This is a genomic window from Microbacterium sp. P03 (genome assembly GCF_043556235.1).
In the GTDB taxonomy this organism is placed as follows: domain Bacteria; phylum Actinomycetota; class Actinomycetes; order Actinomycetales; family Microbacteriaceae; genus Microbacterium.
The window spans coordinates 710821-736321 of record NZ_JBIGIM010000001.1 but is presented as its reverse complement, the minus strand read 5'-3'; the positions used below and the strand labels follow the sequence as shown (position 1 = coordinate 736321).

Sequence of the window (25501 nt, the reverse complement as noted above, 5' to 3'; positions counted from 1 at the left end):
GTGATCGAATGAATTGAGCGTCACAGCATGCACGAAACGCACTCGGTCATGTCGGTGCCTTCGAGCGCCATCTGCCGGAGGCGGATGTAGTAGATCGTCTTGATGCCCTTGCGCCATGCGTAGATCTGCGCCTTGTTGATGTCGCGCGTCGACGCGGTGTCTTTGAAGAACAGCGTCAGCGACAGGCCCTGGTCGACGTGCTGCGTGGCCACCGCATACGTGTCGATGACCTTCTCGTAGCCGATCTCGTAGGCGTCCTGGTAGTACTCCAGGTTCTCGTTCGTCATGAACGGCGCCGGGTAGTAGACGCGGCCGAGCTTGCCTTCCTTGCGGATCTCGATCTTCGACGCGATCGGGTGGATCGAGCTCGTCGAGTTGTTGATGTACGAGATCGAGCCGGTCGGCGGCACCGCCTGCAGGTTCTGGTTGTAGATGCCGTGCTGCTGGATGCTGGCCTTCAGAGCCGCCCAGTCCTCCTGCGTCGGGATCGGGATGCCGGCGAAGAGCTCCTTGACCTTCTCGGTCTCGGGCTGCCATGCGGCATCCGTGTACTTGTCGAAGAACTCTCCCGAGGCGTAGGTGGAGTCGGCGAAGCCGTCGAAGGCGACACCACGCTCGATCGCGAGGTTGTTCGAGGCGCGCAGGGCGTGGAACAGCACCGTGTAGAAGTAGATGTTGGTGAAGTCCAGCCCCTCCTCCGACCCGTAGTGCACGTGCTCACGGGCGAGGTAGCCGTGCAGGTTCATCTGCCCCAGGCCGATCGCGTGGGAGCGGTCGTTGCCGTCCTCGATGGAGCGCACAGACGAGATGTGCGACTGCTCGCTGACCGCGGAGAGCGCGCGGATGGCGGTTTCAACCGTGGCACCGAGGTTTCCGCCGTCCATCGCCAGGGCAATGTTCATCGACCCGAGGTTGCACGAGATGTCCTTGCCGATCTCGGCGTAGGAGAGGTCTTCGTTGTACGTCGTGGGCGTGTTGACCTGGAGGATCTCCGAGCACAGGTTGGACATGTTGATCCGACCCTTGATCGGGTTGGCCTTGTTCACCGTGTCCTCGAACATGATGTACGGATAGCCCGACTCGAACTGGATCTCGGCGAGGGTCTGGAAGAACTCGCGCGCGTTGATCTTCGTCTTCTTGATGCGCGCGTCGTCGACCATCTCGCGGTACTTGTCGGTGACGGAGATGTCGCCGAACGGCACACCGTAGACGCGCTCGACGTCGTACGGCGAGAAGAGGTACATGTCTTCGTCGTTCTTGGCGAGCTCGAACGTGATGTCGGGGATGACGACACCGAGCGAGAGCGTCTTGATGCGGATCTTCTCGTCGGCGTTCTCACGCTTCGTGTCGAGGAAGCGCAGGATGTCGGGGTGGTGGGCCGAGAGGTACACCGCACCGGCTCCCTGACGCGCACCGAGCTGGTTCGCGTAGCTGAAGCTGTCTTCGAGCAGCTTCATCACGGGGATGATGCCGCTGGACTGGTTCTCGATCTGCTTGATCGGTGCGCCCGACTCGCGGATGTTGGACAGCAGGAGGGCGACACCACCACCGCGCTTGCTCAACTGCAGCGAGGAGTTGATGCCCCGCGAGATCGACTCCATGTTGTCTTCGATGCGAAGCAGGAAGCACGAGACCAGTTCGCCGCGCTGCGCCTTGCCGGTGTTCAGGAACGTCGGTGTCGCGGGCTGGAAGCGACCGGCGATGATCTCTTCGACCAGATCGGTGGCGAGCTTCTGATCGCCGTCGGCGAGGCCGAGGGCCGTCATCACGACGCGATCCTCGAACCGCTCGAGGTACCGCTTGCCGTCGAACGTCTTGAGCGTGTAGCTCGTGTAGTACTTGAAGGCTCCGAGGAACGTGTCGAAACGGAACTTCTTCGCGTACGCCAGGTCGTTGAGCTCCTGGATGAACTCGGGGGTGTACTTCGCCAGCACGGCCGGCTCGTAATACTCCTTCTCGACCAGGTAGTCCAAGCGCTCCTGCAGGGAGTGGAAGAACACCGTGTTCTGGTTGACGTGCTGCAGGAAGTACTCGCGCGCCGCCCGCTTGTCAGCGTCGAACTGGATCTTCCCGTCCTCGTCATAGAGGTTGAGCATCGCGTTCAGGGCGTGATAATCGAGCCCCTCGAAGCGCGCGTTCACCTTGAATTCGGCCTCAGTCAGCGCAGTTTCCACCATCGTTCCAATCCGTCGCTCACGCGATCCACGTCTTCGGGCGTGCCGAAGACTTCCAGCCGATACAAGTGCGGTACTCGGCACTTGCGGCTGATGATGTCACCGGCGGCGCAGAACGCGTCGCCGAAGTTCGTGTTGCCCGCGGAGATGACTCCGCGGATCAGGCTCCGATTGCCCTCGTCGTTGAGGAACCGGATGACCTGTTTGGGTACGGCCCCGCGTTCCTCTCCTCTACCCTGTCCCCCGCCGTACGTGGGCGTGACCAGGACGAAAGGTTCGTCGACGTGGAGCAGGGGCTCGCCGCCGGTGAGCGGAATCCGCATCGCCGGCATGCCCAACTTCTCGATGAATCGCGCCGTGTTGCCGGACACGCTGGAGAAGTAGACCAGCAGCGGCGCTTCTGTCGCTGTCTGCATGAGCGCCGCCGGGGTGTCAGGCCAGGCGGCTGGCGAGTTCGTCGATCTTGTCGGGACGGAATCCCGACCAGTGGTCTTCATCGGTGATGACGACCGGCGCCTGGAGGTAGCCGAGCGCCTTGACCTGCTCGAGCGCACCGGCGTCCTGGGAGAGATCGAGGACCTCGTATTCGATCCCCTTCGAATCCAGCGCGCGATAGGTCGCCGTGCACTGAACGCACGAGGGCTTGGTGTAGACCGTGATTGCCATGTTGACCCGTTTCTCCCCTCAGTTCGTCTGCTTCTCCCGGTAGACCCCACCGGGATGACCAATACTACATATGGGTACCGACATTGGAAAGCACCACAAGGGCTAGTAGTTACATCGGTGTGATTATCCACACCTCTCCCCAGGTACAACACACGTTGTCCACCGATTCATCCACAGGCGCGGGTCGGGTTTCGAAGCTCGGAAAGCCCCGAATCCCGCCGATCTCGCTGCCCGCCCGGCTATCCATCCACAGGTGCTCCTGCGTCGGCCGCTAGACGCAGCGGATTCGATGCCGTCGGGCGGTTCCGGCGTGTCGCGGGCCGCGGCGCGGATCGGTAGCGTGGGTGACCATGGCCGGGTATCGAGAGCTGCTGCGCACGCGCGGAGTGGGGCGCATCATCGCCGCGCAACTCACGGCTCGCTTCCCGAACGGCATGACCAGCCTGGCCATCCTTCTGCACATCGAGCACGTGACGGGCTCGTACGGCGCCGCCGGCCTCGTCCTGGCGGCGACGTCGATCGGCCAGGCGCTCGCCGGCCCCGTCACCAGTCGATGGATGGGCATCTGGGGCATGCGCAAGGTGCTCAGCATCACCCTCGTGATCTGCGCCATCTCGCTGACCACCATCGGGCTGGTCGAGATGCCCTTGCCGGCCTACATGGCCTTGGGGCTGCTCGCCGGGCTCTCCACCCCGCCCGTGCAGTCGGCGGTCCGCACCATCTATCCGAAGATGGTGAACTCCCGACAGCTGACCGCACTGTTCTCCCTCGACGCCTCGCTGCAGGAGATCATCTGGATCCTCGCGCCCGTCGTCATCACGCTCGTCGCCACTCAGGCCGGCACCGTGCCCGCCATCCTTCTCATCGTCGTCATCCTCATCGGCGGCGGGGCGTGGTTCATCCTCTCCCCCGAGCTCGGGCGCGTGCGCATCCCCCGCAGCCGGCGGAAGCTGGGCGTCGTCCTCACGAAAGCACCCGTGCTGCTGGCCACGGTCGTCGGCTTCCTGCTGATCGGCGCGTGCAGCGCCGTCGAGGCGGGCGTGGTCGCCACCTTCGGACACGGCGGCCTCGAGGCCGGGCTCGTCCTCGCCGTCTTCTCGGTGGGCAGCCTCGCCGGCGGACTCCTGTCGGGACGCATCCCGATGAGCTCCTGGTCGATGGCGCGACGACTGACCATCGTCACGATCGGCCTCGCCCTCACCCTTCCGGTGATGTTCGCCGCGGCGCAGCCGAACGTGTGGTGGCTGGGCATCACCCTCGTCCTCGCCGGAGTCGGCATCGCACCGGCACTGGCGCTCATCTTCGCGATCACCTCCGCGAGCGTGAAATTCAGCGACACCGCCGAGGCGTTCGGCTGGGTCGGCACCGGACAGCTCATCGGTGCGGCCGCCGGTTCTGCGGTCGCCGGCTTCCTCATCGACGGGGTGGGCCCGTGGGGTGCATACGCGGCGGCGACGGCGTTCGCACTGGTCGGCGTACTCGTCTCGGCGGCGTTCGTGCGCGGCTTCCCCGACCTGCGCGGCCGTGATGCCAGTCCGATTCCCGACACCGAGCCGGTTCCCACGATCACGTGACCCGGCGTGCGTTGTCATGCGGGTGACGTAGGGAGCGCATAGGACGCTCATATCGCCGTGCGGTTGCGTGGAGACATGACATCGCGCTTCCACGACCGCCCGTCCGACGATGCCCCCGACGCCCACGGCACCCGCGTGTGGGAGGACGAGAACGGCGTCCCCATCGATGAAGACCACCGTGGTCTGGTGTACGACGTGCAGACGCTCGTCAACCGCCGCCGCGCGCTTGGGATCTTCGGGGGACTCACGCTGACCTCCCTGCTCACCGCGTGCGGTGTCACCGCAGCGGCGGACGCCTCCGCCACGGCGACCGCGAGCGCCACGCGCGCATCGTCGACGCCGACCGCGTCGGCCACCGCGACGGCCGACGCATCCGACCCGCTCGATGAGGTCCCCGATGAGACAGCCGGTCCGTACCCGGGTGACGGCTCGAACGGGGTGAACGTGCTCGACGACTCGGGAATCGTCCGCAGCGACATCCGCGCGAGCTTCGGCTCTTCCACGACCGTCGCGCCGGGCATTCCCCTCGTCATCGCGCTGACGGTCCGCGACGCCGCGACCGGTGCCGCGCTCGCCGGCAAAGGCGTCTACGTGTGGCATTGCGATCGCGACGGCAACTACTCGCTGTACAGCTCGGGCGTCGAGAACGAGAACTATCTGAGAGGGGTGCAGCAGACCGACGCCAACGGGCTGGTGACCTTCACCAGCATCTATCCCGCGTGCTACTCCGGCCGGTGGCCGCACATCCACTTCGAGGTCTACGACGATGTCGACAGCGCCGTCACGTCCGGTCCGATCGTGAAGACCTCACAGATGGCGCTCCCGGAGGAGATCGACTCGGCCGTCTACGCGACCGCGGGGTATGAACAGAGTGTCCGCAACCTCGCGCAGACCTCACTGCAGTCCGACATGGTGTTCGGCGATGACGGCGGGATCCACCAGATGGCCACGATGTCGGGTTCGGTGTCCACGGGCTACTCCGCGACGTTGACGGTGGGTGTCTGAGGACCGTCCCCCTCCCCGCTCGCGTCAGGCGATGCGGCGCAGCAGCTCGAGCACAGCGAGCGCGTACGCATCCGCGGGCTCCGGATGCTGGAAGGCGAACACGTCTTCCCCCGTGCCCTCGGGCCGACGCACCGCGATCTCGACCTCGTACGTGTCGGGGAGACGCCGTAGGGCGCGGAACGCGGTGCGCAGCATCTCCCGCAGCTGGCTTTCATGGGGCAGCCACAGGGCGTCCTCGAGGGCGACCGAATCCAGGGCCCATTCGGTGGTTCCGTTGAACGCCAATATGCTTCCCGTGGAATACGACCGTGGCTCGATCGTCATGTCGCTCACGGTGAAGACGTCCGCGTCGAACTCCGGCTCGTTCAACTGGAACCGATCACCCGATGCCGGGCGCCAGACCAGTCCGGCTTGGCGCAGAGCCGCAGCGGATTCCGTAGAGATCATGAAGACAATCATGGCCCGGTATGCGGCGACCGCGGGCCGCTCCTCGAGCGAGCACTCGCCCGTCCCCGTCGCCCCGCCCGCGCGCCCTCGAGGTTCTCCGGATGCCGCGAGCTGACGCCGACGGCGGCCGAGCGGACGAGAATGGTGCGGTGACCTCCTTCGATCCCGCGGCGCTCCTGCCCGACGACCTGCTCGCCCGCTTCCGTGAGCGCGCGGTCGTCCATGACCGCGAGAACACCTTTCCACACGACGACCTCGCCGAGCTTCAGGCCGCCGGATACCTCGCGATCCTCGTGCCGGTCGATCGCGGCGGATCCGGGCTGAGCCTGGTCGAGGCATCCGTCCTGCAGCAGCGCCTCGCGACGGCGGCACCGGCGACCGCCCTGGCGATCAACATGCACCTCGTGTGGACCGGGGTCGCCAAAGTGATGCAGGACCGCGGTATCGACGACCTCGCATTCGTGCAGACGGGCGCCGCCGCCGGCGAGATCTTCGCGTTCGGGATCAGCGAGGCCGGCAACGACCTCGTGCTGTTCGGGAGCGAGACGGATGCCGCGCCCCGGGCCGATGGGGCGTATACGTTCACCGGGACCAAGATCTTCACGACCCTGTCGCCGGTCTGGACGCAGCTGGGGATGCACGGCCTGGACACCACGTCGCCGGATGCGCCTCAGATGATCTACGCCTTCGTCCCACGCAGCGACGCGGTCGTGACGCGCGATGACTGGGACACCCTGGGCATGCGCGCGACGCAGAGTCGCACCACCGAGCTGCACGGCGCCGTCGCCCCCTCCGATCGCGTCGTGCGCCGGGTGGCTCCGGGTCCGAACCCCGACCCGATCGTGTTCGGGATCTTCAGCGTCTTCGAGGTGCTGATCGCATCGGTGTACACGGGCATCGCCCGGCGAGCGCTCGAGGTCGCCGTCGAGACGGCCGGCGCACGGCGATCGAAGAAGACCGGCAAGGCGTACAGCCAGGATCCCGACATCCGCTGGCGCATCGCCGACATGGCGCTCGCCTACGACGCCCTTCCCCCGCAGATCGCTTCGCTCGCCCGCGATATCGATCAGGGCGCGGACCGCGGATCGCAGTGGTTCGCACAGCTGTCGGGCCTGAAGCACCGCGCGGTCGTCACGGCCAAGCAGGTCGTCGACGAAGCGATCCTCGTCAGCGGCGGGTCTTCCTACTTCTCGCGCTCCGAGTTGAGCCGGCTCTACCGAGACGTCCTGGCCGGGATGTTCCATCCGTCCGACCCCGAGTCGGTCCACTCCACCGTGGCCGGCGCATGGCTCGGTCCGCTCCAGCCGTAGAAGTCCGACCTAGCGCCGGTCGAAGTCGAACGCCTTCAGCAGTTCGGCGACGGCCTGGTCGCGCTGCTCGCCGCCCGCGTCGAACATCTCGGTCACGTGGGTGCGCAGGTGGTTCTCGAGCAGCAGCCGGTTCAGCGACTCCAGCGCCCGCTCGATGGCTCGGGACTGGGCGATGATGTCCATGCAGTAGTCCTCGCCCTCGATCATCTTGGCGAGGCCCCGGAGCTGCCCCTCCAGGATGCTGGTGCGGTGCAGGGCGCGCTTCTTGATGTCGTCGATCACGCCGCAAGGCTACCGCCGAGGCTCTCCTCGCCGCGGCCCGCGTGCCGCCCTCGTGCGAGGATGGGCCGCATGGCCCGCACTCCCCCTGCTCTGCTCAGTCCCGCGGACCAGGAGCGGCGTCGTGCCCTGAGTCTGATGAAGACCGTCGCGCTCGGCGCGCTCGTGTTCATGGCCGTGCTTTTCGTCGTCGCGTTCACGCTGCAGGAACGCTACCCGTGGCTGGACTACGTCCGCGCCGCCGCGGAGGGCGGCATGGTGGGCGCGCTCGCGGACTGGTTCGCGGTCACCGCGCTCTTCCGGCATCCGCTCGGCATCCCGATTCCGCACACCGCGATCATCCCGAATCGCAAGGACGAGATCGGCCGCACACTCGGAGAGTTCGTCGAGACGAACTTCCTCTCCGAGGAGGTCGTGCGCACCAAGCTCGATTCCCTGTCGATCGCCATGAGTGTCGGCAGATGGCTCACCGACCCGGAGCCTTCTGCGCAGGGGCAGACCCACGCCCAGCGCGTCCTCTCCGAAGGCGCCACCATGGCGACGGGGGTGCTGAACGCCCTCAGCGACGACGACGTGAACGGCATCATCGAGGACCTCGCACGCACGCATCTGATCATGCCCGAGTGGGGCCCGCCGCTCGGCGGATGGCTCGAGCGGATCGTGGCATCCGGAGCGCATCACGGCGCCGTCGACATGGCCGCCGAGAACGTCGCGGCGTGGCTCGAGGGCAACCACGCCGCCTTCGACGGGCTGGTGTCTCGACGACTGCCGACGTGGGTGCCCTCGCTGGCGCACCGCCTCGTCGACGACACGATCTACAACGAGGCCGTGAGGTTCGTCGCCGCGGTGCGGGCCGATCCTGATCACCCGGCCCGCCACGCGATCGACGCCTACCTCGAACGACTGGCCGACGGTCTGCAGCACGACCCCGCCACGATCGGCCGACTCGAGGACAGCAAGATCGCCGTGTTCGACAGCCCGCGCGTGCGCGAGCTCGCCGCCGCCGCCTGGAACACGGCCAAGACCGGACTGCTGACCGCCCTCGCCGACCCCGACAGCGGCTTGCGCACGCGCGCCACAGCGGCACTCGTCGACGTGGGCGGGAGATTGCGGACGGACGCTGCGCTCCAACGTCGCGTGGACGACTGGGTCGGCCAGGGAGCGGTGTTCCTCGTGAGTCGCTACCGCCACGACATCGCCTCCATCATCACCGACACCGTCGAGCGCTGGGATCCGGCCGAGACGACGGAGAAGATCGAGCTCATGGTCGGTCGAGACCTGCAGTACATCCGCTTGAACGGCACCATCGTGGGCGCGCTGGCCGGGCTGGCGATCTTCACGATCGCACATGCGTTTCTCGGCTGACCGGAGCGCCCGCAACGGCTAGCCTGAACGCGTGGCCGCCGATCAGCTCCTCTTCACGTACGGGACGCTGCAGCAGTCCGAGGTGCAGCTCGACACTTTCGGTCGCCTGCCCCTCGCCGAGGCCGATGCGCTGCCCGGCTACCGCGTGTCCTACGCCGAGATCGACGACCCTCGGGTGGTCGAGGTGTCGGGACTCGCGGTGCACCCGATCGTCACGGCGACCGGCGACCCGCGCGACAAGGTGACGGGCTCCGTGCTGCTGATCAGCGACGATGAGCTGGAAGCGGCCGACGAGTACGAGGTCGCGCTCTACGTGCGCACCGCGGCCACGCTGAGCAGCGGGCGCACCGCCTGGGTCTACGTGAGCGTGCGATGAGTGAACGTGGGACGGCTGCTTCGAGGAAAGATGGTGCGGACATGATCCGGCTTGTGCTCGTCCGCCACGCGAAGTCGGATTGGGGCGACCCCGATCTCGACGATCACGATCGACCCCTGAACGCCCGCGGCCTGAGGGATGCCCCGGTGATGGCCCGCAGGCTGGCAGACACCGGATTCCGGCCCGACGTGATCGTGTCGAGCACGGCCGTGCGGGCACGCACGACCGCCGAAGCATTCGGTGCGGAACTCGGCACCGCGGTCGACCTCGAGCCGATCCTCTACGGCGCCCCGCCCCGGACGCTGCTCGCGGTCGCGGCCGCCACCAGGGCGCGGTCGGTCGTGCTCGTCGCGCACGACCCCGGCATGTCGACCCTCGCGGGCGATCTGTCCGGCGACGGGGTGAGCCGGATGCCGACGTGCGCGGTCGCCACGTTCACCTGGACAGATGCCCAGTGGGACACCGTGGACGCCCTGGCCCCGGATGACTGGACGTTCGACGCCCCCGGCCTCGCCTGAGTCGTCGATCCGGCGGGGTCCTCAGCGCACCACGAGCAGCGGCTCGACCAGGACGTGGGCGTGGCCGGGCGTCGTCGAGCGCGGAGCGATCGAGAGCCCCTCCCCCATCAGGAGGTCCATGGCCCCGGCGGCGACGCGTTCGGGCAGCTGCTCGACGCTCGACAGGCCCAGGGCCTCCGCCGCAGGGGTGTTGTCGAATCCGATGATGGGCAGGTCCGCACGGCCACCCGCCACCGCGGCGAGGTGCGCCCCGATGGCGAGCGAGTCGCTCGCGCACACGATCGCGTCGATGGCCCTGTCGACGAGGACGCGCTCGACCACCTGCCGAGCCGCGGCGACGTTCTCCACCGCGACCAGGCGTGGCGCAGCATCCGTGCCCGCCGCCTCGCCCATCGCCTCACGCCACCCGCGTTCGCGGTCGTCGCCCGTGCCGGACCCCGCGGGCCAGCCCAGGAACGCGACACGTTCCCCGGAGGCGGCACGCAGGTGATCGGTGGCGGCGCGTGTTCCGGCCGCCCCGTCGACGTCGACCCAGAGGTGCTGCGGGTCGTCGATGTCGTCGAGACCCCAGGGGCGGCCGAACGACACGAAGGGCAGCCCGCGCTGCGTCAGCCATCCCGTGCGCGGGTCGCCGTGGAACGTTCCCGTGATGAGCACCGCGTCGACGTCTCCGCCGTCCACGAGCTCTCCCATGCGCGCGATCTCCTCCTCGGGGCTCCGCGCGGCGTAGAGCAGCACCCGCATCCCGCGATCGCTGGCGTGCTCGGCAAGAGCGTGCACGAACCGGTCGAGCACGACGCCCGAGATGCCGCCCGCGTACGGATCGAGGTGCACGCCGATGGTGGAGCTGCGCTGCGTGCGGAGGCGACGTGCCGACGCGTGCGGGGCGTACCCGAGCGCGGAGATCGCCGCGCGCACACGTTCGCGGGTGCCGTCGCGCACGACCTCGGGCGAATTCAGCACGTTGCTGACCGTCTGTCGCGAGACCCCCGCCTGTCGTGCCACGTCCTCGATCGTGGCGGCCCTCTGCATGGTCATTTCGCTCCTCGCCACCCCTTGACATCACCGTCATCGACACTCAAGCTTGGCACTACACGGCAATTTGAACGATCAAATTCCTAGTCTGATGGAATCGAAGGAGATGTCATGACGCGATACACAGCACGCGCGGCCCTCGGAATCGGTGGGATCGCGGCGGTCGCCGCACTCACCCTCAGCGGGTGCGGCCAGGGGTTCAGCGGAGGCGGGAGCAGCAGCGATACGGCGTCCGGCGAGCTCACCTCCTCGGACTCGGCGCTCACGGTGATGATCGGCTCGAGCGGCGACGCCGAGACCAAGGCCGTCGAAGACGCCGTCGCGGCGTGGTCGGCGGACTCGGGAGTGGAGGCCTCGGTCACCGTCGCCACCAATCTCTCGCAGCAGCTGTCCCAGGGCTTCGCCGCGGGCTCCCCGCCCGACCTGTTCTATCTGGCCGCGGACTCGATCGCGTCGTACGCGGGCAACGGCTCGCTGAAGGCGTACGGCGACATGCTCGCCAACAAGGACGACTTCTACCCCTCCCTCGTGCAGAACTTCACCGTCGACGACACGTTCTACTGCGCGCCGAAGGACTTCTCGACGCTCCAGCTCGTGATCAACACCGACCTGTGGACCCAGGCAGGACTGACGGATGCCGACATCCCGACGTCGTGGGATCAGCTGGCAGCCGACGCGCAGAAGCTGACGAACGGCACCACGAAGGGTCTCGTCATCAGCGGCGAGTACGCCCGGCTCGGAGCCTTCATGGCGCAGGCCGGGGGACGCCTCGTCTCGGAGGACGGGACGACGGCGGAAGCCACCAGCGACGCGAACGTCGAAGCGCTGACCTATGTGCAGGAGCACCTCAACGACGGTTCGTTCGCCTACGCGAAGGATGTCGGCGCGGGGTGGGGCGGCGAGGCCTTCGGTAAGCAGCTCGGTGCGATGACGATCGAGGGCAACTGGATCACCGGCGCTCTTTCGGCCGACTACCCCGACGTCAACTACACGATCGCAGAGCTCCCCGCCGGCCCCGCCGGCAAGGGCACGCTGCAGTTCACCAACTGCTGGGGCATGGCAGCGGACAGCCCCAACCAGGAGGCGGCGCTCGACCTGGCCGAGTACATGACCTCGTCCGAGCAGCAGCTCGCGTTCTCGAAGGCCTTCGGACCGATGCCGTCGGTGCAGTCCGCGGCCGACGACTGGTCATCCGCCAACCCGAATCTGGTCCCGTTCCTCACGGGTGCCGACTATGCGCAGGGCGTGCCGACCAATGCGGGTGTCACCGACGTCATCGGCGACTTCAACTCCCAGCTCGAGACGCTGAAGACGGCGGATCCGAACACCATCCTCGAGTCGGTGCAGGCCAACCTCGAGAGCGTCGTCGGCTGACATGACCACCACCGCCACGCCGACGCCCTCGTCGGCCCCCGCCTCTCCCCGCAAGCGGGCCCGCTCCGGCGGCATCCGCGGCGGGGAGGGGGTGGCGGGGTGGCTCTTCACGCTCCCCGTCATCGTCATCCTGGGCGTCTTCCTGCTCGTCCCCGTTCTCATGGCGCTGTGGGTGAGCTTCTCCGACTGGTCGGGACGCGGCTCACCGCTCTCCTCGGACGTCAGCTTCATCGGCGGACAGAACTACGCCGACGTGACGAGCGGTGGCGGACTCGCGGAGCGCAACTTCGGCATCTCCTTGCGCAACAACGCGTGGTACGTCGTGCTGGTCGTTCCGGTGCAGACCGCGCTGTCGCTCTTCCTCGCAGTCCTGGTCAGTCGGGCGATCCTCCGTGGGCGCGGATTCTTCCGCACGGCGTTCTACTTCCCCTCCGTGACGAGCTCCGTCGCCATCACGGTGCTCTGGCTCTTCCTGTTCTCCACGACCGGCGTCGTGAACGAGGTGCTCGGCGCCCTCGGCGGTACCGGACCCAACTGGTTCAACGACCCGCGCGGCATCGTGCACATCGCCCTGGGGGCGGTCGGCATCACCGACGGCCCCGAGTCGCTCACCGGCGCCGGCTTCATGGGCATCTCGTGGTGGGAGTGGCTGGCAGGCCCGTCCGTCGCCATGAGTGCATTCATCCTGATGGCGGTCTTCACCACCAGCGGCACATTCATGCTGCTCTTCGTCGCCGCGCTGCAGAACATCGGCGGCGAGCTCGGCGAGGCCGCGGTGATGGACGGCGCCAACGCCTGGCAGCGCTTCTGGCGGATCACCCTCCCCCAGCTGCGTCCGACTCTGTTCACCGTGCTGACGCTCGGGCTGATCGGGTGCTGGCAGGTCTTCGACCAGATCTACACCGGCACGCAGGGCGCGCCCGGCAAGACCACGCTGACACCCGCGTTCCTGTCGTACCAGACGGCATTCCAGGAGCAGAAGTGGGGCAACGGCGCGGCAATCGCGTTCATCCTCTTCCTCATCATCATCGTCTTCACGATCTTCCAGCGATGGGTGCTGCGCGAACGGGCCGTCTCCCGTCGACGCATCCGCGCGTATCAGCCGAAGGGGGCACGGTCATGACCGGAACCGCGATCGGTCGCGTCGAGACCCTTCGACCCGACAACTCCGTCCGCACTCCCCCGCACCGGCGGCGAAGGCTGACGGTGAAGAGCGTGGGCGGCCAGGTGCTGCTCTACGGAACGCTCGCCCTGCTGGCGCTCATCTACATCTATCCGTTCCTGGTGCAGGTCGCGACGTCGTTCAAGAGCGACGCCGAGGCGGCAGCCGATCCGATCTCGCTGTTCCCGCAGACCCTCACGTTCGCCGCGTACGAGCGGCTGTTCGCGAACAGCGACTTCCCGCTCTGGTTCGCGAACTCCGCCATCGTCACGATCGTGGTGACGCTGGGCAGGGTGTTCTTCGTGTCGCTCGCCGGCTACGCGCTCGCCCGCCTCAACTTCCGCGGGCGCGGAGTGATCTTCGCGCTGGTCGTCGCGGTCATGGCCGTTCCGGGCGTCGTGCTGCTGATCCCGAAGTTCCTCGTGCTCAATCAGCTCGGGCTCTACAACTCCTATGCCGGCATGATCATCCCGCTGCTCGTGGACGCCGCCGGCGTCTTCATCATGAAGAACTTCTTCGAGTCGATCCCCGTCTCGGTCGAGGAGCAGGCACGCATCGACGGAGCGGGCTCGTTCCGCGTGTTCTGGTCGGTCGTGCTCCCGATGGCCCGACCCGCGCTGATCACGATCATCATCCTGTCGTTCCAGGGATCGTGGAACGAGCTGAGCCACTTCATCGTCTCGACGCAGTCGCCCGAGCTCACGACTCTGACGAAGGGCGTGGCGTCGCTGGCGTCGGGACAGCTGAGTCAGGGGACGCAGTACCCGCTCAAGCTCGCCGCGGCGGCGCTGATGACGATTCCCGTCGCCGTGCTGTTCTTCATCTTCCAGAAGCGCATCATGAACACCACGGAAGGGGCCGTCAAGGGATGACGACCGGACTCCAGCCGTTCCTGCACGATGCCACCATCACCCTCTGCGCTCCCACCCAGGTGTGGTCGCGCGCCTCCGGCGACATGAGCGCCGCCATCGACGGGGTCTACCACGGCGATCGGCGGATGCTGAGCGACGTCGCCGTGACCTGGGCCTCGGGCCGGGCCGAGCCGATCGGCGCGGCCCCGTCCCACGCGGGTCGCACGGGCTTCGACAGCCTCCTGCGCAGCTCGGACGACCCCACACCCGATCCCCACGTGCGCGTGACGCGGGACCGCGAGGTCGTGGCCGGTCGCATGACAGAGACCCTGCGCATCCGCTCCGTGCTGCCGTCCGCCCTGCACACCACGGTGGAGGTCCGGCTGGTGCCGGACTTCCGGCAGCTCAGCGATGTCAAATCCGGGACGGGCCACGCCGAGGCGTGGCACGCCGCGCACCGCGCGGACGGCGTCCGCATCGACGGCGTCGGGGTGAGCGGTAGTCCGTCGATCGCCCTCACCGCCGCGGATGCGCGCTGGCGCATCGACCACGACGCCGTGACCCTCACCTGGGACGTCCGCGCAGAGCCCGGGACCGAGGCATCCGTCACCTGGATCGCCGACCTCGCCGACCCCGGTCTCGTCGTGACCGGCCCGACGGGTCCCTCCGACTGGACGACCCCCACCGGGGGCGTCGATCGACGGCTGGCGCAATGGGCCGATGTCGCCCTCGACGACCTCGCGGCGCTGCGGCTGGCGCTCCCCGAGCACCCCGAAGACACGTTCCTCGCCGCGGGAGCGCCCTGGTTCTTCACGCTCTTCGGTCGCGACTCGCTGTGGGCCGCACGCATGATGCTTCCGGTCGACATCGGGCTCGCGGCATCCACTCTCCGGGTGCTGGCGAGACTGCAGGGCTCGGTCGACAACCCCGCGACCGAGGAGGAGCCGGGCAAGATCCCGCACGAACTGCGCGCGGGCGAGCTGCAGATGCCGGGCGAGGGCATCGTGCTGCCTCCGCTGTACTACGGCACGGTCGACGCGACGGCGCTGTGGGTGTGCGTCCTCGTCGATGCGCACCGCGCCGGGATGGCGGAATCCGATGTCCGCGCGCTCCTGCCCGCACTGCGCGCGGCGCTGGCCTGGATCGACCGCAGCACTCCCGCCGACGGCTTTCTCTCGTACATCGATCGCACCGGACACGGCCTCGCCAACCAGGGGTGGAAGGACTCCGGAGACTCCGTCCAATGGCGCGACGGACGCCTCGCCGAAGGGCCCATCGCACTCTGCGAAGTGCAGGGCTACGCCTACGAGGCGTGCGTCGGAGCGGCCGACCTGCTCGACCGGCTCGGTGAACCGGGCGCTGAGGACCTCCGCACCTGGGCCTCGGACCTGCGGCGGCGATTCGCCGACCACTTCTGGGTGCGGACGCCGGAAGGCCGCTACCCGGCGATCGCGCTCGATCGCGACGGCGCACCCGTCGACACCCTCACCTCCAACATCGGCCACCTGATCGGCACGGGACTTCTCGACCACGACGACGAGGTCGCGGTGGCCGCCTTGCTCCTCGGACCCACGATGAGCTCGGGCTTCGGCATCCGGACGATGTCGACGGATGCCGCGGGCTATTGGCCGCTCGGATACCACCGCGGCGCGGTGTGGGCCCACGACACCGCGATCGCGGCGCACGGTATGGCGCGCGCCGGCCTTCGCAACGAGGCGGCGACGGTGGTCGCCGAACTGATCGACGCCGCGGAGACCTTCGCTTACCGCATGCCCGAGCTGTACGCGGGAGACGACCGCTCCGAGCGGGCGGCGCCCGCGCCGTACCCTGCCGCGTGTCGTCCCCAGGCCTGGTCCGCCGCCGCCGCCATCACCTGCCTGGAGATCGCGCGGAGCTGACGGTCAGACGACGGGCAGCACCGTTCCCCCCGTGAGGTCGACCAGTTCGTCGAAGGTCAGCGGGAACACGGTGTGCGGGGTGCCGCCGGCCGCCCAGATCTGCGGGAAGGCGGCGAGCGCCTCGTCGACGACCGTCTGCAGTCGGGTCGGGTGCCCCGTGGGGGCCACCCCGCCGATGACCTGGCCGGTGGCCTCCCGCACCTGATCCGCGCTCGCGCGGGCGATCCCGCCCCGTCCCCATCGCGCGGCGAGGGCCGTCGTGTCGACGCGGTGCGCGCCGCTCGTCATGACCAGCAGCGGCTCGCCGTCCGACCAGAAGACGAGACTGTTCGCGATGGCGCCCACCTCGACCCCCAGGGCCGCAGCCGCCGCGGCGGCGGTGGCCGCGGCATCCGGCAGGACGACGATCTCGCCGGGGATCCCCGCCGCGCGCAGCGCATCGTGCACGAGACGGCTGCGGGCGGGCAGGGCGGCAAGGTCGGAGGAAGCCGGGTGCTCGGTCATCCCGTCAGCCTAGGGGTGCCCAGCGCGCGCGATCTGACGTAGCCTCGGCGCATGGCGACGACGACAGCCCTCGATCCTGCGAACCCCGAGCACGAGAAGGCGCTGAGGATGCTGGAGCACGACCTCATCGCCTGGATCACGACGATCGGCAAGGACGGCACCCCGCGTGCCGTCCCGGTGTGGTTCCTCTGGCAGGACGGCCGGGTGTTCATCATGAGCGAGCCCACCGCCGGCAAGGTCGCGCACATCCGCCGGGGCTCTCCGGTGCTGGTGCACCTGCAGGCCGGCGGCGAGTTCGGCGACGACGTCGTCATCCTGCACGGCTCGGCGGAGATCTCACCGCAGCCGACCGCGGAATGGTTCGCCACGCACGGCGACACCTACGGGCAGAAGTACGCGGCGGCGATCGAGGACTACGGCACCCCGGCCGACCAGCTCCCGGGCGTGTTCTCGTCGCTGATCGTCTTCACGCCGGCGCGCGTCCAGACCTGGTAGGCCGCCGGGCGGTGCTTCGTCGCTCCAGCGTCCCCCTCTTCTGCGCGCTGGCGGGAGACGACCGGCGGCGCGCCTCACAGGCCACCATCGTCACCTCGCTGCAGAACGGCGGGACGCACGCTGCGCGGCAGGGCGGGCTTCGCGCAGGCCGATGAGCGCGGCGATGATCACCTCGGGGTGGTGGAACACGTCTTCCGCGATCGGCCTGATGGATGTCATCCCCAGGACCGCCAGCGCGAGGTCCCGGCGTCGGTCGCGCTTCTGGGACGCCCACCCCGAGTGGAACTGCTCGCTGTCGCACTCGACGACGAGCCATCCGTCAAGAACGAGATCGACCCTTCCCACTCCTGGCACCACGACCTGGACGTCGACACGGAATCCGAGGCTGAGCGCCATGAGCCGCACCAGTGTCTCGGACCCCGCCTCGCTACGGCCGTCGATGAACCCACGAAGGACCCGCCGTCGGGCCGGCAGCCGGTCGAAGATCGCGTCGAGATCGCCCTCGTCGATGAGACCGAGGTGAAGCGCGGAATCCAGGGTGGCGATGGCGGCTCGCGCGCTCTGGCAGGCAACGGCCTGGGCGACCGCATCGATGGGGTGCACCGTGGTCGCTCGCGGGTGCGGCGTGCGGATCAGGGCTCCCCAGTGCCAGGTGTTGCGGCGACCCGCACTCTCCTTGTGTGCGGCGCGGTCGAGGTGCACATGCAGTCGCGTGGCTGCCAGCACGAACACACCCCACTCGGCGAGGGCCGAGATGCACGCGAGTCGACCTCCGTCGGATGCGGCCTCGGCCACGGCGAGGGGCACGCCGGGAACGAGGTAGGCGCCACGGCGGGCCCGCAGAAGGGTGCCGCCGATGACCGCGTCGCGGATCTGCCGTTTCGTCATGCCCATCCGGTGCAGATCGAGAGTCGTGTACAGGCGGTGCGTGACCTGAGCGGGATCGAGATCGAGCGATACGTGCGGAGCGATGGTCATGGTCATACCGTGCTCGCGGGGGCGACGCGTGTGCGCGGACATGATCGAAACCGTGGATGGCGCCCGAGTGCGCACGGTCAGTCAGTGCTGGGGAGGAAGCGTGCAGCTCCCGTCGCCGGCTGCAGCCCGCAGCGCCCGTCCTCAGCTTCTGCGAATCGGCGGCGCACGGTCGGGATCCCACCCCAGGGCGCGACACTCACACCACCCCGCAGAAGCCCGGGACGCGCAGGCCGGGGCGGCGACGCCGCAGCAGGGGCGGGGCGGCGACGCAGCGCCGGCGGCGACGCCGTTGCGCTCGGCACCGGCACCGACGCGCCGGGCCGGCGACGCGCGGGGTCCCCGTGGCCGGATCGGCAGCGGCGCGGCAGAATGGGAGGCAGGACCCGCAACGCCGCGGGTCCGGGAGAGCCCAGCCCACAAGGCCGGCCGAAAGAGGATGCGATGACCCACGCCCTGCCCCTGCCCGATATCCACCACGAACGAGTGGAGGTGGTCACGGGACGGCAAAGCGGACTGTTCATCGCCGTCGCCCTCCACTCCTCCGTCCTCGGCTCCGCCCTCGGTGGCGCCCGCCTGTGGTCCTACCCGCACTGGAGCGACGCCCTCGGCGACGCCTTGCGCCTCTCGGCGGCGATGACGCTGAAGAACGCGGCCGCCGGGCTCGACGCGGGCGGCGGCAAGGCCGTCATCGCGCTCCCGCCCGGCACGATGCTCGACGCCGAGCGACGCCGGGCCGCCTTCCTCGACCTCGGAGACGCGGTGGAGAGCCTGGACGGCCTGTACCGGACCGCCGAGGACGTCGGCTCGACCACCGAGGACATGCTCACCGTCAGTGAGCGCACCGCCCACGTGGTCGGGCTGCCCGACGCCGTCGGCGGCTCGGGCGAGCCGGCCGGACCCACGAGCCTCGGCGTGTACGAGTCGATCCGTGCCACGCTGGAGCGCCTCTCCGGCACCGCCGATGTCGCCGGGCGACGCCTCACGATCTCGGGACTCGGACAGGTGGGCAGCCGCCTCGCGGTGCGTCTGTCCGCCGAAGGCGCGCTCCTCACCGTGACCGACGTCAATCCCGCCAAGCGGGAACTGGCCCTCGACCTCCAGGCGGCGTGGGTCACCCCGGGCGAAGAGCACCTCGTCGCCGCCGATGTCTTCGTGCCCGCGGGCATCGGGGGTCTCCTCACCGACGCGGTCATCGACGCGCTCGACGCCCGAGCCGTCTGCGGCCCGGCGAACAACCCCTTGGCCGCGCACGACGGCGCCGACCGATTGGCCGCGCGCGGCATCCTCTACGCCCCCGACTTCGTGGTGAACGCGGGTGGCGTGATCTACCTCGACCTCGTGGCGAAGCAGCTCGGTTCGCGGGCCGAGATCATGGCGCGCGTCGGCGCCATCGGCGACACCGTCCGCCGCCTCTTCGACGATGCCGAGGAGCGCGGGGTCACCCCGCTCGCCGCCGCGGAGGCGCTGGCCGAGGAGCGCCTCACCCGCGGTCGCCGACCCGCCCTGGTCTGAGACACCGAGATGAAATGACCGGATGCCGCGACCCGCGGCGTCCGGTCCTTTCGCCTGCGACCAGCCCGCGCACGGGACCGCCCGGTCCCCGCCGCGAGACCGGGTTCCACATCCTGTGAGACCAGGTCGCACCACCGGCGACCCCCGCGTGACAGGATGGAGAAGTCAAAGGAGACAGCATGTTCACCAGTCCCATGCCCGATGTCGAGATCCCCGAGATCAGCATCTACGACTTCCTCTTCGCGTCCCTCACCGACGACGACGCGCAGCGTGTCGCGCTGATCGATCCCGCGTCCGGTGCGGAGACCACCTACGGAGCGCTGCGGGCGCAGGTGCTGGCGTTCGCGGGGGCGCTGGCCGCCCGCGGCGTCGGCACCGATACCGTGGTCGCCCTGCTGTGCCCGAACGTGCCGGCGTTCGCGACGGTGTTCCACGGCATCCTGCGCGCGGGCGCGACCGTGACGACGATCAATTCGCTCTACACACCGGGCGAGATCGAGAAGCAGCTGAAGGATGCCGCGGCCACGTGGCTCGTCACCGTCACACCGCTGCTCCCCCAGGCGAAGACCGCGGCGTCGGCGTCGGGTATCCCCGATGACCATCTGATCGTGCTCGACGGCGCGGAGGGCCACCTGAACCTGCGGGAACTGCTGACCGAGCAGAGCCCCGCCCCCGACGTGAGCTTCGACCCCGCGACCCACGTCGCGGTGCTCCCCTATTCCAGCGGTACGACCGGCAACCCCAAGGGCGTGATGCTCTCGCACCGCAACCTCGTCGCCAACGTGCAGCAGTGCCGGTCGAACATCGATCTGCGCGACACCGACCGCGTTCTGGCGGTGCTGCCGTTCTTCCACATCTACGGCATGACCGTCCTGCTGAACCTCGCCCTGCGTCAGCGCGCGAGCCTCGTGACCATGCCCAAGTTCGACCTGGTCGAGTTCCTCACGATCATCCAGAACCACCACTGCACCTACCTCTACATCGCGCCGCCGATCGCCGTCGCTCTGGCGAAGCATCCGATCGTCGACCAGTTCGACATCACCAGCGTGCACTCGGTGTTCTCCGGCGCCGCCCCGCTCGACGGCGAGACCGCCGAGATCGCGGGTCGGCGCATCAACGCCCGCATGCTGCAGGGCTACGGCATGAGCGAGCTCAGCCCGGTCTCGCACGCGATGCCGTACACGCGCGACGACATCCCGGTCAGCTCCGTGGGGACACTGCTGCCGAACAGCGAGTGCAAGCTCGTCGACACCGAGACCGGCGCCGAGATCACCGAGATCGGGGAGGACGGCAGGACGGCGCCCGGCGAGATCTGGGTCAAAGGTCCGAACGTCATGCTCGGCTACCTGAATCGTCCGGACGCCACGGCCGAGACGCTCGACGCCGACGGGTTCCTGCACACCGGCGATGTCGGGGTCTACCACGAGGGCGGCTACTTCTCGATCGTCGACCGGGTGAAGGAGCTCATCAAGTACAAGGGCTACCAGATCGCTCCCGCCGAGCTCGAGGCTCTGCTGCTGTCGCATCCGAAGATCATGGACGCCGCGGTCATCGGCGTGAACGACGAAGACAAGCAGGAGATCCCGAAGGCCTTCATCGTCGCCGCCCCCGACTCCGGACTGACCGAGGACGAGGTCATGACCTTCGTGGCCGAGAACGTCGCGCCGCACAAGAAAGTGCGTCGCGTGGAGTTCATCGACGCGATCCCGAAGTCGACCGCCGGCAAGATCCTGCGCAAGGACCTCCGCGCCCGGGAGACCGCCGCCGTCTGACGCGCGGCCTCAGCTGATGATCGTGTTGACCGCCAGCACGATGATGAGCGCGTTGAAGAAGAACGACAGGGTCGTGTGCCACACCACCGTGAAGCGCATACGGGTCGTCAGCACGGTGACGTCCGAGACGGAGAACGCGGTCGCGTTGGTGAACGAGAAGTAGACGAAGTCGGCCAGCCGCGGCTCGTCGGTGCCGGGGAAGCTCAGCTGCTTCTGGACCGCGCTGCGACACCGGCGGTCGTAGATGCGCGCGAACCCCCAGTGGAACAGCGCCCACGACAGCAGCATGGCCCACACGGCGACGCCTTCGATGAGACCGCTCCAGTCCGCGTCGTGGCGGAGCACGAGAAGCTCCACCGCCGCGACGAGACCGACGATGCTCGACAGGAACGTCGCAGCCGTGATGGTGCCGCGGACGGCCGGTATGCGCTCGAACCACCCGAATACCCTCGACGGTGGGGCGGGACGCCGGACGGCGACGGCGATGGCCGCGGCCGCCAGCGCCCAGTAGAGCGACGCGATTACGCACCAGAGCACGAGCAGAGAGACCGTGCCCTCATGGCTTCCGTCGTAGATCAGCAGCCAGAGCCCGACGGCGATCAGGGCGATCTGGAACAGCACGTCGACGACGGCGGCCGTCACGAGGGCGACATCGGCGCGCTGCCACGGCGCCGACGTCGGGGAAGCACTCATGTGCACACGCTAGCGAATCGGGGTCGAGGCGAGCCGTGGTCCGTCGGCGCAACCGCCGTGGAAACGCGAGAAGCCCCGATCAACGGGGCTTCTTGCGGGATGGTGGACCTAAGGGGATTTGAACCCCTGACCTCCTCGATGCGAACGAGGCGCGCTACCAACTGCGCCATAGGCCCGTGAACCTCCGTCAGGTTATCACGAGCGATCATGCGTCTTGAAACCGACGCACGGCGGGGGAACGCTCATTCGCCGGAGGCGCGGCGCGACAGCAACTGCCGCACGTGAGCCTCGATCTCGGCGTCGTCGACCGGACCGCGTGACGCGAACCGAGCGGCCTCCTGCTCGTCTCGTGCGCGACGGGCACGTTCGATGGATGCCGGACGCAGGGCCTCCTCGCGGGCACGCAGCGTCTCCTCCTGCGCAGCCTGCCGGAGCGCTTCGCGAGCGGCCAGCGCATCGAGCTCGGCGGCGGCGCGCGACCCCGCCGATGATGCGAGCGGCTTGGGCAGCTCCCGCGGAGTCCACGCCTGACGATCGCTGCTGAGGACGAGATCCTGCATGGACGCCTCGGCACGCGGTGCAGCTTCGTGGGACACCACCGCGACGGGAATGCGTGCACCGACCCGCGACATCCGACGCAGAAGTCCGCCGCACACCGCGGCGAGGGCGACAGCCGACCACAGCATGATCTGCGACCCCGTCTGCACGACCTGAAGGCCGCCCCAGACGGCGAGAGCCACGGCGAGGACCCCCACCGTCGTCGTCACGATGCGGGCGCGCCGGCGGGCGCGGGCGCGGCGGGCGGCGGGCTGGGACCGTGCTTCGACCAGATCTCGGCGGGCCTGCTCGAGGTCGGCGTGCTCGCGCTCGGCCTGCGCGCGGCGGGCCAGCTTCTGCTGAGCCATGACCGTGCGCGCAGACAGCTCGAGCCGCACTTCGGCAGGCGTCTCGCTCGTCTCGGCGAGAACACGGAGGGCCTGATTGAGGCGCACCGCGTTGCGCTCAGCCGCGTTGTACTGGTGGCGGCTATGCCAGGACGGCAAGAGATAGACGAGCCACAGCAACGCCGCGACGAGGACGATCACGCCCCCACCCAATACCTGTCCGCCCATGGGTCCCACGGTAAGGGACGATGTCTCCGGTCACCCTCAGCCGACCGCGTGTCGGACGAGCAACTTCAACATGAACTTCAAGGTCAGCCCGGACCCGTGCGCAAACCCCGCACCCGTGCCGAAACCCGCGCGGCGCCGGAGGCGTCACTCGGTCAGGCGGTCGGCCGGGGGAATCGCGGCCGCGTCCTGCGGAGCCTTGCCCGCCACCCACCGCGCCAGGACACCTTCCGGCACGTCCTCGCGCACGAGGGCGAACGCGTAGTGGTCGCGCCAGTCCCCGTTGATGTGGATGAACCGACGCCGCAGTCCCTCGTACCGGAACCCGAGCTTCTCGACCACGCGCAGGCTCGCGACGTTCTCGGGGCGGATGCAGATCTCCATGCGGTGCAGGCGCAGATCCTCGAACGCGATGTCGGTGGCCATGGCGACGGAGGTGGGGGTGATCCCGCGACCGGCGAACCGCTCGCCCACCCAGTAGCCGATCGTGGCCGAGGCCAGCGACCCGCGTGAGATGCCCCAGACGTTGAGCTGCCCGGCGACCTCGCCGTTGTACTCCATGACGAACGGCACTCCGGCGCCGTCGCGGTACTGCTGCAGCAGTCGTCGCACGCCCAGACGCATGTCGAACGAGACCGGCCCGTCGGGGCTCGTGGCCTCCCACGGTCGCAACCAGCCGCGGTTGGAGAGCAACTCGTTCTGCAGCGCTCGGGCATCGCGGGGTTTGACGAGGCGCAGACCGATCGCGCCGTGCTGGCGGGGGGCTGTCACCTCCACGGGATCCCCCTTCGAACGGGCCGCTTCACTGCCGGAATGTCATCGAACGAGGACGACGAGCCCTCACAGCGTCGCGGCGAATTCCTTGAACCAGGGACGCAGTTCGGGGCCCAGATCGTCGCGGTCGGCGGCGAGCTGCACGATCGCCTTGATGTAGTCCACTCTATCGCCGGTGTCGTAGCGACGACCCCGGAAGACGACGCCGTAGACGCCGGGGCCGTCGGGGTCGGCGGCCAGCACCTCGAGGGCATCCGTCAACTGGATCTCGCCGCCCTTGCCGGGCTCGGTGTGCTCGAGGATCTCGAAGATTCCGGGACTCAGCACATACCGTCCGATGATGGCCAGGTTCGACGGCGCCTCCTCCTTCTTCGGCTTCTCGACCAGTCCGGTCACCTTGACGACGTCGGGATTCTCCGTCGCCTCGACCGCGGCTGCGCCGTACAGGTGGATGGCGTCGGGTTCGACCTCCATGAGGGCGACGATCGTGGCTCCGCGGCGCTCGTACTCGTCGATCATCGTCGGCAGAAGAGGGTCGCGCTCATCGATCAGGTCATCACCCAGCATCACGGCGAACGGGGAGTCGCCGACGTGCGCCTTGGCGCGCAGCACGGCGTGCCCGAGGCCCTTCGGCTCGCCCTGGCGCACGAAGTGGATGTCGGCCAGGTCGCTGGACTTCTGCACGCGTCGCAGCTTGTCCTCGTCGCCCTTCGCCTTGAGCTTCTCTTCGAGCTCCGGCACCGAGTCGAAGTGGTTCGACAAGTTGTTCTTGTTGCGCCCGATGATGATGAGCACATCTTCGATGCCCGCCGCGACCGCCTCTTCGACCACGTACTGGATCGCGGGCTTGTCGACGACCGGCAGCATCTCCTTCGGCATCGCCTTGGTGGCGGGGAGGAAGCGCGTACCGAGTCCGGCCGCAGGAATGACGGCTTTGAAGGGCTTATGGGGCATTCCGCCACTCTACCGACCGCGGGCGAGCGACCCGCAAGCACGCCACGCCTAGAATCGTGGGTATGTCTGATGACGTCGGTCACGAGAAGCGCGCCCTCCGCGCCGAACTCCGCGAGCGTCGCAGCATGCTGTCCGAATCGGCTCGGGATGCCGCGGCCTCGGGCGTGCACGCCCAGCTCGACGAGCTCGTGCGATCCGTGGGGGCGCGTTCCCTCTCCTGCTTCCTCTCGACGCAGACCGAGCCCGACACTCGCCGATTCATTGCGGATGCCGTGGCCAGAGGCATCCGCGTCCTCCTTCCGATCACGCGCAACGACGGACTGCTCGACTGGGCGGTCGCCACGGCGGACGGCGACATCGCCGAGGGCCTCTTCGGCCTCCCCGAACCGGTGGGCGAGCTGCTCGGACCCATCGCGGTGAACGACGTCGATCTGCTGATCATCCCGGCCGCAGCCGTGGATCGTGGCGGCATGCGGCTCGGATGGGGCCGCGGCTATTTCGACAAGACCATCGGCTCGATGGAGCGCTGTCCGCCCGTGTACGCGGTCATCTACGACACCGAGATCCTCGAGAGCGTGCCGCGCGAGATCCACGACCAACCCGTCACCGGCGTCGTCACGCCCACGCAGACGATCACCCTGGCGCCCGCCCGGCGCTGACCTCGCACCGAAAGAGC

At 68.6% G+C, this 25501-nt stretch carries 26 protein-coding genes and 1 tRNA gene; 14 read left to right on the top strand and 13 right to left on the bottom strand.

Annotated elements, in window-relative coordinates; all coding sequences use genetic code 11:
• Positions 1-20: 20 nt before the first annotated feature.
• Genes nrdE through nrdH form a run of 3 tightly spaced genes read right to left on the bottom strand, consistent with a single transcriptional unit; the run spans position 21 to position 2840 of the window.
• Positions 21-2177: a class 1b ribonucleoside-diphosphate reductase subunit alpha gene (gene nrdE / locus ACFXOO_RS03535; protein WP_378838091.1), complete on the bottom strand. Its 2157-nt coding sequence runs from the start codon at positions 2175-2177 to the stop codon at positions 21-23.
• Positions 2159-2590, bottom strand: coding sequence for a class Ib ribonucleoside-diphosphate reductase assembly flavoprotein NrdI (nrdI, locus tag ACFXOO_RS03530; protein WP_378838088.1), 432 nt, complete (start codon positions 2588-2590; stop codon positions 2159-2161). Before nrdI ends, nrdE begins: the two co-directional genes overlap by 19 nt.
• Before the next feature lie 16 nt (positions 2591-2606).
• The gene (gene nrdH / locus ACFXOO_RS03525; RefSeq protein ID WP_378838086.1) at positions 2607-2840 is read right to left on the bottom strand and encodes a glutaredoxin-like protein NrdH; all 234 of its coding nucleotides are present in this window, start codon (positions 2838-2840) and stop codon (positions 2607-2609) included.
• Between the two features lie 350 nt (positions 2841-3190).
• Between nrdH and ACFXOO_RS03520 the strand changes: the two genes are divergently transcribed.
• Positions 3191-4414: an MFS transporter gene (locus tag ACFXOO_RS03520; protein WP_394562795.1), complete on the top strand. Its 1224-nt coding sequence runs from the start codon at positions 3191-3193 to the stop codon at positions 4412-4414.
• 75 nt (positions 4415-4489) lie between these two features.
• The gene (locus tag ACFXOO_RS03515) at positions 4490-5419 is read left to right on the top strand and encodes an intradiol ring-cleavage dioxygenase (RefSeq protein WP_394562794.1); all 930 of its coding nucleotides are present in this window, start codon (positions 4490-4492) and stop codon (positions 5417-5419) included.
• A gap of 24 nt (positions 5420-5443) precedes the next feature.
• Here ACFXOO_RS03515 and ACFXOO_RS03510 read toward each other — a convergent pair whose 3' ends face one another.
• Positions 5444-5866 carry a pilus assembly protein CpaE gene (locus ACFXOO_RS03510; RefSeq protein WP_378838078.1) on the bottom strand — a complete coding sequence of 141 codons (423 nt, stop codon included), beginning with the start codon at positions 5864-5866 and terminating at the stop codon, positions 5444-5446.
• Positions 5867-6015: 149 nt separating this feature from the next.
• Here ACFXOO_RS03510 and ACFXOO_RS03505 point away from each other — a divergent pair, with 149 nt between their 5' ends.
• The gene (locus ACFXOO_RS03505; protein WP_378851499.1) at positions 6016-7176 is read left to right on the top strand and encodes an acyl-CoA dehydrogenase family protein; all 1161 of its coding nucleotides are present in this window, start codon (positions 6016-6018) and stop codon (positions 7174-7176) included.
• 9 nt (positions 7177-7185) lie between these two features.
• Here the strand turns inward: ACFXOO_RS03505 and ACFXOO_RS03500 are convergent, their stop codons facing one another.
• Complete coding sequence (locus ACFXOO_RS03500) at positions 7186-7458, bottom strand: metal-sensitive transcriptional regulator (RefSeq protein WP_378838074.1); 273 nt, start codon at positions 7456-7458, stop codon at positions 7186-7188.
• Between the two features lie 69 nt (positions 7459-7527).
• Between ACFXOO_RS03500 and ACFXOO_RS03495 the strand changes: the two genes are divergently transcribed.
• From ACFXOO_RS03495 to ACFXOO_RS03485, 3 genes are read left to right on the top strand one after another with little or no spacing between them, the layout of a single operon-like run.
• Positions 7528-8820, top strand: coding sequence for a DUF445 domain-containing protein (locus ACFXOO_RS03495; protein WP_394562793.1), 1293 nt, complete (start codon positions 7528-7530; stop codon positions 8818-8820).
• Between the two features lie 31 nt (positions 8821-8851).
• Positions 8852-9196: a gamma-glutamylcyclotransferase family protein gene (locus ACFXOO_RS03490; protein WP_394562792.1), complete on the top strand. Its 345-nt coding sequence runs from the start codon at positions 8852-8854 to the stop codon at positions 9194-9196.
• Between the two features lie 41 nt (positions 9197-9237).
• The gene (locus ACFXOO_RS03485) at positions 9238-9714 is read left to right on the top strand and encodes a SixA phosphatase family protein (protein ID WP_394562791.1); all 477 of its coding nucleotides are present in this window, start codon (positions 9238-9240) and stop codon (positions 9712-9714) included.
• Positions 9715-9735: 21 nt separating this feature from the next.
• On the opposite strand, the gene ACFXOO_RS03480 is transcribed toward ACFXOO_RS03485, so the two are convergent.
• On the bottom strand, positions 9736-10746 hold the full coding sequence (locus tag ACFXOO_RS03480; protein WP_378838632.1) for a LacI family DNA-binding transcriptional regulator: 1011 nt from the start codon (positions 10744-10746) through the stop codon (positions 9736-9738).
• Between the two features lie 114 nt (positions 10747-10860).
• On the opposite strand from ACFXOO_RS03480, the gene ACFXOO_RS03475 reads away from it, so the two are divergent.
• The 4 genes from ACFXOO_RS03475 to ACFXOO_RS03460 are packed head-to-tail and all read left to right on the top strand — an operon-like array spanning position 10861 to position 16034.
• Positions 10861-12123 (top strand): extracellular solute-binding protein, encoded by a 1263-nt coding sequence (locus ACFXOO_RS03475; protein WP_378838066.1) that lies wholly within the window; start codon positions 10861-10863, stop codon positions 12121-12123.
• A gap of 1 nt (position 12124) precedes the next feature.
• Positions 12125-13246: a carbohydrate ABC transporter permease gene (locus ACFXOO_RS03470; protein ID WP_394562790.1), complete on the top strand. Its 1122-nt coding sequence runs from the start codon at positions 12125-12127 to the stop codon at positions 13244-13246.
• On the top strand, positions 13243-14157 hold the full coding sequence (locus tag ACFXOO_RS03465) for a carbohydrate ABC transporter permease (protein ID WP_394562789.1): 915 nt from the start codon (positions 13243-13245) through the stop codon (positions 14155-14157). The genes ACFXOO_RS03470 and ACFXOO_RS03465 overlap by 4 nt, the downstream gene beginning before the upstream one ends.
• On the top strand, positions 14154-16034 hold the full coding sequence (locus ACFXOO_RS03460; protein WP_394562788.1) for a glycogen debranching N-terminal domain-containing protein: 1881 nt from the start codon (positions 14154-14156) through the stop codon (positions 16032-16034). Before ACFXOO_RS03465 ends, ACFXOO_RS03460 begins: the two co-directional genes overlap by 4 nt.
• 3 nt (positions 16035-16037) lie before the next feature.
• Here the strand turns inward: ACFXOO_RS03460 and ACFXOO_RS03455 are convergent, their stop codons facing one another.
• The gene (locus tag ACFXOO_RS03455; protein WP_394562787.1) at positions 16038-16538 is read right to left on the bottom strand and encodes a YbaK/EbsC family protein; all 501 of its coding nucleotides are present in this window, start codon (positions 16536-16538) and stop codon (positions 16038-16040) included.
• Between the two features lie 51 nt (positions 16539-16589).
• Between ACFXOO_RS03455 and ACFXOO_RS03450 the strand changes: the two genes are divergently transcribed.
• Positions 16590-17033, top strand: coding sequence for a pyridoxamine 5'-phosphate oxidase family protein (locus tag ACFXOO_RS03450; protein ID WP_378838054.1), 444 nt, complete (start codon positions 16590-16592; stop codon positions 17031-17033).
• 90 nt (positions 17034-17123) lie between these two features.
• On the opposite strand, the gene ACFXOO_RS03445 is transcribed toward ACFXOO_RS03450, so the two are convergent.
• Entirely contained in the window at positions 17124-18011 is an 888-nt protein-coding gene (locus tag ACFXOO_RS03445) for a hypothetical protein (RefSeq protein ID WP_394562786.1), read from the bottom strand.
• A 441-nt stretch (positions 18012-18452) separates the two neighbouring features.
• Here ACFXOO_RS03445 and ACFXOO_RS03440 point away from each other — a divergent pair, with 441 nt between their 5' ends.
• Positions 18453-19523: a Glu/Leu/Phe/Val dehydrogenase dimerization domain-containing protein gene (locus ACFXOO_RS03440; protein WP_394562785.1), complete on the top strand. Its 1071-nt coding sequence runs from the start codon at positions 18453-18455 to the stop codon at positions 19521-19523.
• Between the two features lie 179 nt (positions 19524-19702).
• A complete protein-coding gene (locus ACFXOO_RS03435) occupies positions 19703-21295 on the top strand; it encodes an AMP-binding protein (protein WP_394562784.1) in 1593 nt (530 codons plus the stop codon).
• A 9-nt stretch (positions 21296-21304) separates the two neighbouring features.
• On the opposite strand, the gene ACFXOO_RS03430 is transcribed toward ACFXOO_RS03435, so the two are convergent.
• From ACFXOO_RS03430 to galU, 5 genes are all read right to left on the bottom strand, one after another.
• On the bottom strand, positions 21305-21988 hold the full coding sequence (locus ACFXOO_RS03430) for a DUF1345 domain-containing protein (RefSeq protein WP_394562783.1): 684 nt from the start codon (positions 21986-21988) through the stop codon (positions 21305-21307).
• Between the two features lie 100 nt (positions 21989-22088).
• Positions 22089-22164, bottom strand: a tRNA-Ala gene (locus tag ACFXOO_RS03425).
• A gap of 66 nt (positions 22165-22230) precedes the next feature.
• Positions 22231-23100, bottom strand: coding sequence for a large exoprotein (locus tag ACFXOO_RS03420; RefSeq protein WP_394562782.1), 870 nt, complete (start codon positions 23098-23100; stop codon positions 22231-22233).
• A gap of 144 nt (positions 23101-23244) precedes the next feature.
• A complete protein-coding gene (locus ACFXOO_RS03415) occupies positions 23245-23874 on the bottom strand; it encodes a GNAT family N-acetyltransferase (RefSeq protein WP_378838039.1) in 630 nt (209 codons plus the stop codon).
• 63 nt (positions 23875-23937) lie between these two features.
• A complete protein-coding gene (gene galU / locus ACFXOO_RS03410; RefSeq protein ID WP_394562781.1) occupies positions 23938-24825 on the bottom strand; it encodes a UTP--glucose-1-phosphate uridylyltransferase GalU in 888 nt (295 codons plus the stop codon).
• Between the two features lie 62 nt (positions 24826-24887).
• Here galU and ACFXOO_RS03405 point away from each other — a divergent pair, with 62 nt between their 5' ends.
• Positions 24888-25484, top strand: a complete 597-nt coding sequence (locus tag ACFXOO_RS03405) for a 5-formyltetrahydrofolate cyclo-ligase (RefSeq protein ID WP_394562780.1) — start codon at positions 24888-24890, stop codon at positions 25482-25484.
• Positions 25485-25501: the final 17 nt, after the last annotated feature.